The 13,193-nt window shown below is 62.9% G+C and carries 13 protein-coding genes; 1 reads left to right on the top strand and 12 read right to left on the bottom strand.

Translation table 11 applies throughout. The annotated features are described in order from the left end of the window. Positions 1–3: 3 nt before the first annotated feature. From ABSY17_RS09985 to ABSY17_RS09955, 7 genes are all read right to left on the bottom strand, one after another. Positions 4–1,140, bottom strand: coding sequence for an ABC transporter permease (locus ABSY17_RS09985; protein WP_378949855.1), 1,137 nt, complete (start codon positions 1,138–1,140; stop codon positions 4–6). After that, on the bottom strand, positions 1,137–2,015 hold the full coding sequence (locus tag ABSY17_RS09980; protein ID WP_378949853.1) for an ABC transporter permease: 879 nt from the start codon (positions 2,013–2,015) through the stop codon (positions 1,137–1,139). The genes ABSY17_RS09985 and ABSY17_RS09980 overlap by 4 nt, the downstream gene beginning before the upstream one ends. Then, positions 2,015–2,542: an endonuclease domain-containing protein gene (locus ABSY17_RS09975; RefSeq protein ID WP_378949851.1), complete on the bottom strand. Its 528-nt coding sequence runs from the start codon at positions 2,540–2,542 to the stop codon at positions 2,015–2,017. The genes ABSY17_RS09980 and ABSY17_RS09975 overlap by 1 nt, the downstream gene beginning before the upstream one ends. Beyond that, positions 2,532–3,353 (bottom strand): ABC transporter ATP-binding protein, encoded by an 822-nt coding sequence (locus tag ABSY17_RS09970; RefSeq protein WP_378949849.1) that lies wholly within the window; start codon positions 3,351–3,353, stop codon positions 2,532–2,534. The genes ABSY17_RS09975 and ABSY17_RS09970 overlap by 11 nt, the downstream gene beginning before the upstream one ends. Positions 3,354–3,533: 180 nt before the next feature. Further along, positions 3,534–4,985: a dihydropyrimidinase gene (gene hydA / locus ABSY17_RS09965; RefSeq protein WP_378949847.1), complete on the bottom strand. Its 1,452-nt coding sequence runs from the start codon at positions 4,983–4,985 to the stop codon at positions 3,534–3,536. Positions 4,986–5,139: 154 nt separating this feature from the next. Then, positions 5,140–6,390: a Zn-dependent hydrolase gene (locus tag ABSY17_RS09960; RefSeq protein WP_378949845.1), complete on the bottom strand. Its 1,251-nt coding sequence runs from the start codon at positions 6,388–6,390 to the stop codon at positions 5,140–5,142. A gap of 205 nt (positions 6,391–6,595) precedes the next feature. Beyond that, entirely contained in the window at positions 6,596–7,924 is a 1,329-nt protein-coding gene (locus ABSY17_RS09955) for an aspartate aminotransferase family protein (protein WP_378949843.1), read from the bottom strand. Positions 7,925–8,162: 238 nt separating this feature from the next. Between ABSY17_RS09955 and ABSY17_RS09950 the strand changes: the two genes are divergently transcribed. Beyond that, positions 8,163–8,795, top strand: a complete 633-nt coding sequence (locus ABSY17_RS09950; RefSeq protein WP_378952563.1) for a TetR family transcriptional regulator C-terminal domain-containing protein — start codon at positions 8,163–8,165, stop codon at positions 8,793–8,795. 26 nt (positions 8,796–8,821) lie between these two features. Here the strand turns inward: ABSY17_RS09950 and ABSY17_RS09945 are convergent, their stop codons facing one another. The 5 genes from ABSY17_RS09945 to ABSY17_RS09925 all read right to left on the bottom strand — a co-directional run bounded on the left by ABSY17_RS09945 (position 8,822) and on the right by ABSY17_RS09925 (position 13,015). After that, positions 8,822–9,178 (bottom strand): DoxX family protein, encoded by a 357-nt coding sequence (locus ABSY17_RS09945; protein WP_378949841.1) that lies wholly within the window; start codon positions 9,176–9,178, stop codon positions 8,822–8,824. A gap of 76 nt (positions 9,179–9,254) precedes the next feature. Then, entirely contained in the window at positions 9,255–9,713 is a 459-nt protein-coding gene (locus tag ABSY17_RS09940; RefSeq protein ID WP_378949839.1) for a carboxymuconolactone decarboxylase family protein, read from the bottom strand. Beyond that, positions 9,710–10,237, bottom strand: a complete 528-nt coding sequence (locus ABSY17_RS09935; protein ID WP_378949838.1) for an RrF2 family transcriptional regulator — start codon at positions 10,235–10,237, stop codon at positions 9,710–9,712. Before ABSY17_RS09935 ends, ABSY17_RS09940 begins: the two co-directional genes overlap by 4 nt. 100 nt (positions 10,238–10,337) lie before the next feature. Next, positions 10,338–11,651 carry an NAD-dependent dihydropyrimidine dehydrogenase subunit PreA gene (gene preA / locus ABSY17_RS09930; protein WP_378949837.1) on the bottom strand — a complete coding sequence of 438 codons (1,314 nt, stop codon included), beginning with the start codon at positions 11,649–11,651 and terminating at the stop codon, positions 10,338–10,340. A gap of 11 nt (positions 11,652–11,662) precedes the next feature. After that, complete coding sequence (locus ABSY17_RS09925) at positions 11,663–13,015, bottom strand: NAD(P)-dependent oxidoreductase (protein ID WP_378949835.1); 1,353 nt, start codon at positions 13,013–13,015, stop codon at positions 11,663–11,665. Between the last annotated feature and the right edge of the window lie 178 nt (positions 13,016–13,193).

Genomic DNA, 13,193 nt, shown 5'->3' with positions numbered 1-13,193 from the left:
AGGTCACGCCCGCCCACCACGGACGGACGGATGCCAGAAAGTGGTGGCCCTCTCGATCAGGGCGACCACGCCATAGAAGACGGAACCGGCGAGGGCCGCAACAGCGATCTCTGCCCAGACCATGTCGACATTCATGCGCCCGATCTCGGTCGAGATGCGGAAGCCCATGCCGACCACCGGCGTACCGAAGAACTCGGCGACGATGGCGCCTATCAGCGCCAGCGTCGAATTGATCTTCAGAGCGTTGAAGATAAACGGCATGGCCGCCGGCAGCCTGAGCTTGAACAGCGTCTGCCAGTAGCTGGAGGCATAGGTGCGCATCAGGTCACGCTCCATGTGCCCGGACGCGGCTAACCCTGCGACCGTGTTCACCAGCATCGGGAAGAAGGTCATGATGATGACCACAGCCGCCTTCGACTGCCAGTCGAAGCCGAACCACATCACCATGATCGGTGCCACGCCGATGATCGGCAGCGCCGACACCATGTTGCCGATAGGCAGAAGCCCCCGGCGCAGGAACGCCACGCGGTCAGCGAGGATGGCCACGACGAAACCTGCCCCGCAGCCGACGACATAGCCGAACAGCACCGCCTTGAAGATCGTCTGCCAGACGTCGGCAGCCAGGATCGGCACCGAACTGGCAAGCTTGGCGGCCACGGCACTCGGCGGCGGCAGAAGGATGAACGGGATGCCCGCCCCCCTGGTCACGGCTTCCCACAGGATCAGGATCCAGGCGCCGAAGATCGCCGGGATCAGCAGGCGCAGAAAGGTTTTGGCCTGCGGCGCCTTCGGCCGCAGCGCCGACAAAACGGCGACGCAGCGCCAGGCGAGCAGCCATGCGGCGGCAAGCAGCAGGAAATAAGGCGTCCGCGCCATGCCCTCGTTGCCCGAGATGCTCGCGATCAGCAGCCAGGCAGCCCCATGGGCTCCGACGAACAGGACTGCAGCCGTCGCCAATGGCGACAGCAGTCTCGCGAAGGACGCAATCGCGGCGGCAATCAGCAGCGCGATGATCGCGGCGGCATAGGTGCCCGATGCAGGCTCCGAGGTCCCCGCAGCGATCATCGGCAAGGTGACGCTCGCCGCAAGACTGAGCAGCAGAGCGGCAGCCGCCTGCCAGGACGGTTTCGAAAAAGTCATGCCGGCCTCCCGCCCATGGACCGTTCGACCAGCTTACCGACGATGCCGACCGCCACCACCAGCAATGCCGCGACGATCGAGCCGGCGACCAGCACCGCCCAGATGTCGATGGTCTGGCTGTAATAGGCGCCGGCGAGCAGCTTGGCGCCGATGCCTGCCACCGCCCCCGTAGGCAGTTCGCCGACGATGGCGCCGACCAGACTCGCCGCCACCGCCACCTTCATCGAGGCGAACAGGAACGGCACCGAGGCCGGCACGCGCAGTTTCCAGAAGGTCTGCGCAGCGCTGGCGTTGTAGGTATGCATCAGGTCGAGATGCATGATCTCGGGCGAGCGCAGGCCCTTCACCATGCCGACGGCAACGGGGAAGAACGACAGGTAGGTCGAGATCAACGCCTTGGGGATCAGCCCGGTGATGCCGATCGCCGCCAGCACCACGATGATCATCGGCGCCACCGCAAGGATGGGTATGGTCTGCGAGGCGATGATCCACGGCATCAGCGAGCGGTCGAGCGCCAGCACATGGACGATGCCGACCGCAATCAGGATGCCGAGTGCTGTGCCGAAGGCAAAGCCCAGCAGCGTCGACGACAGCGTCACCCACGCATGGTAGACGAGGCTGCGATTGCTGGTGACCTTCCGGAGAAACGTGTTTTCGAAGAAGTTCTGCGCCACCTGATGCGGCGCAGGCAGGGTCGGCTTCGGCTGCGACAGGGTCTTGCCGATGAATTCCACAGTCGTCGGCGTCTCGCCGGCGCGCCGGTCGAGATCGCGCTGGAACGGCGCGTTCATGAACACGGCCGCGACGTACCAGATAGCCACCAGCACCGCGAGGATGGCGACGACGGGGATGATCTTGTCTCGAAGACGATCCATCAGCAGGTCTCCGGCGACTGTCGACCTCCTCTCCCCAACGGGGAGAGGGTGGCCGGAGCGAAGCGAAGGTCGGGTGAGGGGGTAGAAATCTTCCCCTCCAGCACCGCGAGGATCGTCTCGAGAACGGTCTGGCGTTCGGCCAGCACCTCGTTGTTCCAGAACCGCAGCACCGAATAGCCCTGCCGATTCAACCACTCAGTTCTGATCGCATCAGATGCGGAGTCCGCGTGCTGGCTGCCATCGATTTCGACGACCAGTCGCCTGTCACGACAGACGAAATCGGCCACATATGGCCCTAGAGGAACCTGCCTAGCGAACTTGTAGCCGTTGAGGTGCCTCCCCCGCAGTTCTCCCCAGAGGCGGTACTCCGCCTCGGTTTCGTCCAGCCTCAGCTTTCTGGCGCGTGCCGTTGCTCCGGCACGCCGTTTGGTCGGGTCGAACATTGCCCCCTCACCCGTCCGCTTCGCGGCCACCCTCTCCCCGTTGGGGAGAGGAGACTGCCGATCGCCCCTCGCCTCAATCCTCATAGCTGTGCCCTGCCCTCAGGCCGTCGCGGACGCGGGCGGCGATCGCCAGGAATTCCGGGCTCTCGCGGATGTCGAGCGGCCGCTCCTTCGGCAGCGTCGACTCGATCACGTCGGTCACCCGGCCCGGCCTGGGTGACATGACGACAATGCGCGTCGACAGATACACAGCTTCCGGGATCGAGTGTGTGACGAAGCAGATCGTCTTGCTGGTCCGCCGCCACAGCTGCAACAGTTGCTCGTTCAAGTGGTCGCGAACAATCTCGTCGAGCGCCCCGAACGGCTCGTCCATCAGCAGAAGATCGGCATCGAATGCCAGCGCGCGGGCAATCGAGGCGCGCTGCTGCATGCCGCCGGACAGCTGCCAGGGGTATTTCTTCTCGAAGCCCGAGAGATTGACGAGATCCATCGTGCGCTTGATGCGCTCCTGCTGCTCGGCTTTGGAGAGGCCGATGATCTCCAGCGGCAGCGCCACATTGCGCTCGATCGTCCGCCACGGCAGCAGTGCCGCCGCCTGGAACACATAGCCATAGGCGCGCGCCTCGCGCGCCTGTTCCGGCGTCATGCCGTTGATCGAGATGGTGCCGGCCGTCGGTTTTTCGAGGTCGGCAATGACGCGCAGAAACGTCGTCTTGCCGCAACCCGAAGGACCGATGAAGGAAACGAACTCGCCCTTGTTGATGGTCAGGTCGACGTCGGTGAGCGCCCTGACCGGGCCGTCATTGGTTTCGAAAGTAAGCCCCAGCTTTCTGGCTTCGACGACGGCGCTCTGATCGACGCTGGTCGCCGTGGCTTGATTGACTGTCATGAGCATCGCCCGGCTTTACCCCACATAATGCCATCCTCGCCGAAGATGAGGCAGGCGTCCATATTGTCAGCTTCGGTTTCCGCGCAGCTGCAGCGAACCGCTGTTGCGATCGCCTCGCGGCCGCATGATGCGGCCGCGCTGCCAAACCCGGAAAACCGCCTGCGCGAAGGCGCAGGCCGCATCCGGTCAAACCCCCGTCGCCGGAATGCCCGTCCGCTCAACCTTGCGGGGTGCTGTGATCTCCTTCCACTGCGACAGCGCCCGGTTGACCGCAGCATGCGGCTCGCGCGCCACGAATTCGCCGTGGCCGGGGTTGGCCTTGACCTCATCCCCCTGGATGGCCAGCTCGCCGCGGGTGAAGACGAAGCGCGGCAGGCCGGTCACTTCGATGCCCTCGAAGACGTTGTAGTCGATGATCGACTGCTGGGTCTTGGACGAGATGGTCTTCTTGCGCTTGGGATCCCAGACGACGATGTCGGCATCCGCGCCCTCAACGATTGCGCCCTTCTTCGGATACATGTTGAGGATCTTGGCGATGTTGGTCGAGGTCACCGCGACGAACTCGTTCATCGTCAGACGGCCGGTGTTGACGCCCTTGGTCCACAGCACCGGCATGCGGTCCTCGAGACCGCCGGTGCCGTTGGGGATCTTGGTGAAGTCGCCAACGCCGGTGCGCTTCTGCTCGGTCGTGAAGGAGCAATGGTCGGTTGCCACCACCTGCAGCGAACCGGCCTGCAGGCCGGCCCACAGCGAGTCCTGGTGCAGCTTGTTGCGGAAGGGCGGGCTCATCACCCGGCGCGCCGCGTGGTCCCAGTCCTTGTCGAAATATTCGGTCTCGTCGAGCACCAGATGCTGGATCAGCGGCTCGCCATAGACGCGCATGCCCTTCTGGCGGGCCCGGCGGATTGCCTCATGCGACTGCTCGCAGGAAGTGTGCACGACATAGAGCGGTGCCCCCACCATGTCGGCGATCATGATGGCGCGGTTGGTTGCCTCGCCTTCGACCTCCGGCGGCCGCGAATAGGCATGCGCCTCGGGCCCGTTGTTGCCCTCGGCCAGAAGCTTGGCCGACAGCTGGGCAACCACGTCGCCGTTTTCGGCATGCACCAGCGGCAGCGCGCCAAGCTCGGCGCAGCGTTTGAACGACGAATACATCTCGTCGTCGTCGACCATCAGCGCGCCCTTGTAGGCCATGAAGTGCTTGAACGAGGTGATGCCCTTGTCGACGACCTCAGCCATCTCGTTGAACACCTGCTCGCCCCACCAGGTGATCGCCATATGGAAGGAGAAGTCGCAACAGGCCTTCGACGTCTTGTTGTCCCACATCTGCAGCGCTTCGAGCAGCGACTGGCCGGGCGACGGCAGGCAGAAATCGACCACCATCGTCGTGCCGCCGGAAAGGGCCGCGCGCGTGCCGGTCTCGAAATCGTCGGCCGAATAGGTGCCCATGAAGGGCATTTCGAGATGGGTGTGCGGGTCGATGCCGCCTGGCATGACGTAGCAGCCGGTGGCGTCGAACTCGTGATCGCCATGCAGGTTATCGCCAATGGCGACGATCTTGCCATGCTGGATCAGCACGTCGGCCTTCCACGTCCGGTCGGCCGTCACGATGGTGCCGTTTCTGATGACTTTTGTCATTTTAGTTCCCCTATTGTTGCCGCGCTTCTTTGCGAGCGCTTTGGCATTGGTTCAAATCATGTAAGGATCGACACCCCGCGCTGGCAGTGCGACGCAAAAAGCCCCTCCCCAAGATGGGGAGAGGCAAGATGCGCATGGGTATGAGCCCAAAAACTCACTCAACGATCTCCGCCGTCTCCACCACCGCGTGGAACAGCACGTCGCATCCGGCGGCGGCCCATTCGGGATAGATTTCCTCGTCCTCGTTGTGGCTCAGCCCGTCGACGCATGGGCAAAACACCATCGCTGTCGGCGCCACGCGGTTGATCCAGCAGGCGTCATGGCCGGCGCCCGAGACGATGTCGCGATGGCTGTAGCCGAGCCGCTCGGCGGCATCGCGCACGGCCTTCACGCAGTCCTTGTCAAAGGCGACGGGGTCGAAATGACCGACCTGCTCGATCTCGAAGGAGATGTCGAGCGCCTCGCAGATGGTCGCCACACCCTCGCGGATGCGCGTGTCCATGGCGTCGAGCACTTCCTTCTCCGGCGAGCGGATGTCGATGGTGAACACCGTGCGCCCGGCAATGATGTTGCGCGAGTTCGGATAGACCTCCATGTGGCCGACCGCACCGACGGCGTCGGGCTGGTAGTCCATCGCGATCTCGTGCACCAGTTCGGTCACGCGCGCCATGCCGAGGCCGGCGTTGCGGCGCTTGTACATCGGCGTCGAGCCGGTATGCGCCTCCATGCCGGTCAGCGTCACCTGCAGCCACTTCAGGCCCTGGCCGTGGGTAACGACGCCGATCTCGATGTCCTCGTCCTCGAGGATCGGTCCCTGCTCGATATGCAGTTCGAAGAAGGCCTTCATCTTGCGGGCGCCGACCTTCTCGGTGCCCTTCCAGCCGATGCGTTCCAGCTCGTCGCCGAAGCGCTTGCCCTTGGCGTCCTTGCGGTCGTAGGCCCAGTCCTGATCCAGCTCGCCGGCAAACACGCCCGAAGCCAGCATGGCGGGCGCAAAGCGCGTGCCTTCCTCGTTGGTCCAGTTGGTGACGACGATGGGATGCTTGGTCTTGATGCCGAGATCGTTGAGCGTGCGCATCACCTCGAGACCACCGAGCACGCCGAGCACGCCGTCGAACTTGCCGCCGGTCGGCTGGGTGTCGAGATGGCTGCCGACATAAACCGGCAATGCCTCTGGGTCGGTGCCTTCGCGGCGGGCAAACATGGTGCCCATCTCGTCGACGCCCATTTCGAGCCCGGCCGCCTCGCACCACTTCTTGAACAAATGCCGGCCTTCGCCGTCTTCATCGGTCAGAGTCTGGCGATTGTTGCCGCCGGCAATGCCGGGACCGATCTTCGCCATCTCCATCAGCGAATCCCACAAACGGTCTGAATTGATTCGCAGATTTTCGCCGGGGGCGGCCATCGAATCGTCCTCTCATTTTCTTGTTCGGCCCGGAAACCCCAGCGGTTCCCGGCGCCGGATCTCCTTCGTTCGGCTTTCGCCTGGAAGTCCCGCCCTGAAACGGTACGGGACTCCCCTGTTCGTCGGAGCAAGCCCCGGAGAGCATGCCTGCCCGCCGGGATCAAGCTCTAGCGTGCGGCACATCCACTGGGACGCGCCGACCCTTTCAGTCGATCGTCCTCAACACTTCGCGGACGTGATCGATCAGCTCGTTGATCTGGCCCTTGGTGATGATCAACGGCGGCGACAGCGCGATGATGTCGCCGGTGGTGCGGATCAGCGCGCCGCGTTCGAACGCCTTCACAAAGGCCGAGAAGGCGCGCTTGCTCGGGCTGCCGGCGATCGGCTGCAGCTCGATCGCGCCGATCAGGCCGATGTTGCGGATGTCGATGACATGCGGCTCACCCTTGAGCGAATGCAGTGCTTCTTCCCAATAGGACGCAAGCTCGGCACCGCGGGTCAGCAGCCCCTCTTCCTTGTAGGTGTCGAGCGTCGCCAGTGCCGCAGCCGACGCAATCGGATTGCCCGAATAGGTGTAGCCGTGGAAGAACTCGATCAGATGCTCAGGCCCGGTCATGAAGGCGTCGTGGATTTCCTTCTTCACGAACACCGCGCCCATCGGGATGACGCCGTTGGAGACGCCCTTTGCCGTGGTCATGATGTCGGGAACGACGCCAAAATAGTCAGATGCGAAAGGCGTGCCGAGACGACCGAAGCCGGTGATGACCTCATCGAAGATCAACAGGATGCCGTGCTTGGTGCAGATCTCGCGCAGGCGCTGCAGATAGCCCTTCGGCGGGATCAGCACACCGGTGGAGCCGGCGACCGGCTCGACGATGACAGCCGCGATTGTCGAGGCGTCATGCAAGGTGACGATGCGCTCCAGCTCGTCGGCAAGCTCAGCACCATATTCCGGTTCGCCCTTTGTGAAGGCGTTCTTGGCCGGCAGATGGGTGTGCGGCATGTGATCGACGCCGCCGAGAAGCGTGCCGAACATCTTGCGGTTGGTGACGATGCCGCCGACCGAGATACCGCCGAAATTGACGCCGTGATATCCGCGCTCGCGGCCGATGAGGCGGGTGCGTGCGCCCTCACCCTTCACGCGCTGATAGGCGATCGCCATCTTGAGTGCGGTTTCAACCGATTCCGAACCGGAATTGGTGAAGAACACATGGTCCATGCCCTCAGGCGCGATATCGACCAGTCGGTTGGCCAATTCAAAGACGATGGGGTGCCCCATCTGGAACGCCGGCGCATAGTCGAGCTCGGCGGCCTGGCGCTGGATCGCCTCGGTAATCTTGGGCCGGCAGTGACCGGCGTTGACGCACCACAGGCCTGCGGTCCCGTCGAGAATCTTGCGGCCGTCGCTGGCCGTATAATGCATATCCTTGGCCGCCACCATCATTCGCGGCGCCTGCTTGAACTGCCGGTTCGAAGTAAACGGCATCCAGAATGCGTTGAGATCGTTGGGCGTAACTTTTAGCCTGTCCGACATGACCAAGCTCCCTTTCTTCCCCTGTTTCAATACGGCCAACGCTTGGTCTTCGGTGCGCTTTTGTGTTACGCAATTTTTTGACCGATTGGACAAACGTTAGCACCGCCGCATTGGCGGTCAAGGGATTACTAGCGGAAATGCGGCTTCTGAGGCGCGCTCCACAGGTCGGCAAGAACTGGTCCAGCGGATTGGTCCAGATTGCACCTGCTTCCCTCCCGCGTCGCGAGGCACGATGACCATGGACGGTTCGGCACCCCGGAGCCACACACGCATCCAGAAGGAAAAGCGCGAGGTCATTCTCGAAGCGGCCCTCGAGGTGTTTTCGACCAACGGTTTCAGGGGTTCGACCATCGACCAGATCGCCGAGGCCGCCGGCATGTCGAAGCCCAACCTGCTCTACTATTTCCGCCGCAAGGAGGACATCCACGAGACGCTGATGCACCGGCTGCTGGAAACCTGGCTGGCCCCGCTGAAGGAGCTCGACAACATCGGCGACCCGATGACCGAGCTCAGGAGCTACATCCGCCGCAAGCTCGAGATGGCGCGTGATTTCCCGAGGGAAAGCCGGCTGTTCGCCAACGAGATCCTGCAGGGCGCACCGCGCATCATGCCGATGCTGGAGGGCGAACTGAAGAGTTTGGTCGACGAGAAGGTCGAAGTCATCAAGGGCTGGATGCGATCAGGCAAGATCGCCAAAACCGACCCGTGGCACCTCATCTTCGCCATCTGGGCGACGACCCAGCACTATGCCGACTTCGACGTCCAGGTGCGCGCCGTGCTCGGCCCCGACCGCGGCGGCGAAGGCCGCTTCGAGGATGCCGCCCGCTTCCTCGAACAGCTTTTTGTTGAAGGACTTAGGCCGAAAGGCTGAATCAACTTGGCAGCCGCCGCTGTGCCCTATTGGCCGGCCGCGATCAGGAACAGAAAGCTGCCAGCCAAGGCGACGTTGCTGACCACACCATTGATGCGTGCAGCACGGTCGGGGCCCGAATGATCCCAGAAATTGTGGAATATCAGGGTTCCGCCGATGAGGAAGGCAATCAAGGCCGCAGCCGCGTATGGAACCTGGAATCCTGCGACCAGCATCAGGCCGGCAACGATTTGAAGCACGATGCCGACCCACAGGAATAGCCGGGCTTGAGGTACACCACGCGCGGCCATCATGGCTGAGAGCAGCGATGCATTTGCGATGTTGCGCAGGCCGGCGAAAACGAACGCGCCTCCCAAAAGCAAGCGGCCGACGAAGGCCAGCATCAAAGGTTCAAGCATCAATCTCTCCCAAGCGATCGCCCGAGGATGGCCACCGCATTTTTGATTGCTGTTTTGGATGTCAGGCAGCCTTGGCCTCGCCCACCGGGTGGACGGCATGGAACGTCACGCATAGCCGGTTCCAGGTGTTGATCATGCCAAGTGCAACCGTCAGCTTGACCAGTTCTTCCGCCGAGAAGTGCTTTTGCGCTTCGGCGTAGAGCTCACCCGGCACGCCAGCGTCGGCGATGTTGGTCACTGCCTCTGTCCAGGCAAAGGCCATGCGCTCGCGCTCGGTGAAGAGAGGCGACTCCTTCCAGGCGGCGACGAGCCAGAGGCGCTGTTCGGTCTCGCCGTCCTGCTTGGCTTCACGACTGTGCATGTCGACGCAATAGGAGCAGCCATTGATCTGCGACGCGCGAAGCTTGATGAGATGAAGCAGGCCGTGCTCGAGCCCGCATTCGTTGACCGCCTTGTTGAGCGCGACCAGATGCTTGGTCAGCTCGGGCGCGGCGTTGTAGAAATTTAGCCTGGGCTTCATGGCTTATTCCTCTCGTTGATGGTTCTTGTCTTCTGCGGACGCTGGTGTTGCACGACAAAGGCGCAGCTGGCGGCCACGATGCGCGGATCGGTATCAGAGTTGAAATCCGCGACGATATCGGACAGCCGCGTCTCGGAGAGCGCGACGCGATAGGCGCGCTCTGCCTTGAGCATGGCGACATTGATGCCGCAGGGTTTGACATAGACTGCAGGCTCGAGCGCATAGCTGCCCTTCTGACGTATTTCGCCACAGCGAAACGCCGGCTCCCTGCCTTCGATGGCCAGCACGATGTCCAGCAGCGTGATATTCTCGGCCGAACGCGCCAGCCGGTAACCACCGCTCGGTCCCGGCACCGATTCCAGCACCTTCGCCGCCGTCAGCGCCTTGAGATGCTTGAGCAGATAGCTTGGTGAAAGGCCGAACGCCTCTGCCATCGCGTTGCCCGGCATCGTGCCGTCGCCCTGGATGCCCGCCAGCATCGCTGCGCAATGGATCGCCGCTTCCACGCCGTCGCCGAGCTTCATCGCCATCTCCTCAATCGTAGACTCAAATTATCATGGATAATTTATATCCACAATAGCCACAAAAAGACGGCGCCCGAAGGCGCCGCTTGCTGGAGGAGACCTATTCTGCGGCCACCTTGGCCATCGGATTGTTCGGGTGCGTCGTCCAGTTCGCATAGTTGGGCGACACCGGCTTGCCGGTGCGCTTGTCCATCGCGCCAACGGCCAGCGGCTCCATGGTGATGCAGCCCTGGACCGGGCAGACATTGACGCAGAGGTTGCAGCCGACGCATTCCTCCTCGATCACCTCGAAGTGGCGCGCACCATCAACCATGCTGGTGATCGCCTGGTGCGAGGTGTCCTCGCAGGCGATGTGGCAGCGACCGCACTTGATGCAGGCGTCCTGGTCGATATGCGCCTTGGCGATGTAATTGAGGTTGAGATACTGCCAGTCGGTGACGTTGGGCGTGGCACGGCCGATGACGTCGGACAGCGACTTGTGCCCCTTCTCGTCCATCCAGTTCTCGAGGCCGGCGATCATCTCCTGCACGATCTTGAAGCCGTAGGTCATGGCTGCGGTGCAGACCTGGACGTTGCCCGCGCCAAGCGCCAAGAACTCGGCGGCATCGCGCCAGGTGGTGATGCCGCCGATGCCCGAGATCGGCAGGCCGCGGGTCTCGGGATCCCTAGCGATCTCGGCCACCATGTTGAGCGCGATCGGCTTCACCGCCGGACCGCAATAGCCGCCGTGGCTGCCCTTGCCGTCGATCGACGGTTCAGGCGAGAAGCTGTCGAGATCGACCGAAGTGATCGAGTTGATGGTGTTGATCAGCGACACCGCATCGGTGCCGCCGGCATGAGCCGCGCGCGCCGGCTTGCGGATGTCGGTGATGTTGGGCGTCAGCTTGGTGATGACGGGCATGCGCGTATACTGCTTGCACCAGCGCACCACCATCTCGATGTATTCGGGCACCTGGCCGACCGCAGCACCCATGCCGCGTTCAGACATGCCATGCGGACAGCCGAAATTGAGCTCGATACCGTCGGCGCCGGTTTCTTCCACCAGCGGCAGAATTGCCTTCCAGGCGTTCTCCTCGCACGGTACCATGATCGAAGCGATCAGCGCCCGGTCCGGCCAGTTCATCTTGACCTGCTTCATCTCGCGCAGGTTGGTCTGCAGGTCGCGGTCGGTGATCAGCTCGATGTTGTTGAGGCCGAGCAGCCGCCGATCCGCACCCCAGATCGCGCCGTAGCGCGGGCCGTTGACGTTGACGACCGGCGGGCCTTCCTCGCCCAGGGTCTTCCACACCACGCCGCCCCAGCCCGCCTTGAAGGCGCGTTCGACATTGTAGGCCTTGTCGGTGGGCGGCGCGGACGCCAGCCAGAATGGGTTGGGCGACTTGATGCCGACGAAATTGTTGCGGATGTCTGCCATCTTATCCTCCCTCAGCCGACCAGGGCGCGGTTGATGGATTCCGCCGCGTCGCGCCCTTGCGCCACGGCCGAGACGGTCAGGTCGTCACCCCCGGCGATGCAGTCGCCGCCGGCCCAGACCTTCTTGAGCGATGTCCGCCCCTCCTCGTCGACCTTGATGCGGCCGCCCTCCATGGCGATCGAAGCGCCGCTGCCATTGAGTGCTGCCGGCTCGAAACTCTGGCCGATTGCCTTGAACACCTGATCGGCGGCGAGCCGCACGATCTCGCCGGTCCCGGTGAGCTTGTCGCCCTTCATGGCGGTGTATTCGAGCTCGATGGCGAGCACCTTGCCGCCTTCGGAAATGACCTTCTTCGGCTGCAGCCAGTGGCGGATGACGACGCCGTTTGCGGCGGCGAGGTCCTGCTCGAACTGGGAGGCGTTCATGTGCTCCTGGCCGCGGCGGTAGCAGATCGTCACCTCCTCGGCGCCGAGCAGCTTGGACTGCACGGCGGCGTCCACCGCCGTCATGCCGCCGCCAATGACGACGACGCGGCGTCCCACAGGCAGGCTCGCAAGGTCACTCGCCTGGCGCAGGGTCGAGATGAAGTCGACGGCATTGGACACGCCGTCCGCATCCTCGCCTTCGGCGCGCAGGGCGTTGACGCCAGCAAGCCCGAGGCCGAGGAACACCGCATCATAGGACGCCGTGAGATCGGCGAGATGGTAGTCGCGGCCAAGCGCCTTGCCGTTTTCGGTCGCAATGCCGCCGATCGATGTGACGTAGTCGACCTCGGCCTGGGCGAAATCGTCGGTGCTCTTGTAGGCGGCGATACCGTATTCGTTGAGGCCGCCGGCCTTGGGCCGCGCCTCGAGGATGGTCACGTCATGGCCATGGCGAGCAAGCCGGTGGGCTGCGGCGAGACCGGCCGGGCCGGCGCCGATGACGGCGACCTTCTTGCCGGTCGACTTTGCGCGGGCATAGAACTGCTTGCCCTCTTCCATCGCCACATCAGTGGCGTAGCGCTGCAAGCGGCCGATCTGCACCGGCTTGCCCTCCGCGACCTCGCGAACGCAGACCTCCTCGCACAGCGTCTCGGTTGGGCAGACGCGGGCGCACATGCCGCCAAGGATGTTCTGGTCGAAGATGGTCTTGGCCGAACCGAGCGGGTTTCCGGTCGCGATCTGGCGGATGAACATCGGGATGTCGATGGAGGTCGGACATGCCTGCATGCAGGGTGCATCGTAGCAGAAATAGCAGCGATCAGCCTCGACCAGCGCCTCGTGATGGTCGAGTGGCGGGTGCAGATCCGAAAAATTCTCGGCGTATTGCTCTGGCGCAAGGCGGCCGCCGACGATGCCTTCCTTGAAAAGACCTTCTGCCATTCCAGTTCCCCAATTTATTCTAGTTTTGAGGAAGCGTAGCACTTTCTGTTTTTTTATCAATTGGTCAATTTTCAAGCTAAGTGCTTGAAAATGCGCAAAAATAATATGACTTTTATTGTCATGATTTTCTTCATTTACTTGCTGCACTGCAGTAAATTTTGACCCGTTGTCGGAATTT

The sequence above is a fragment of the Mesorhizobium sp. ANAO-SY3R2 genome (assembly GCF_042466635.1).
GTDB lineage: Bacteria > Pseudomonadota > Alphaproteobacteria > Rhizobiales > Rhizobiaceae > Aminobacter.
The sequence above is the reverse complement of the archived record's forward strand: the minus strand, read 5'-3'. Positions and strand labels throughout refer to the sequence as shown.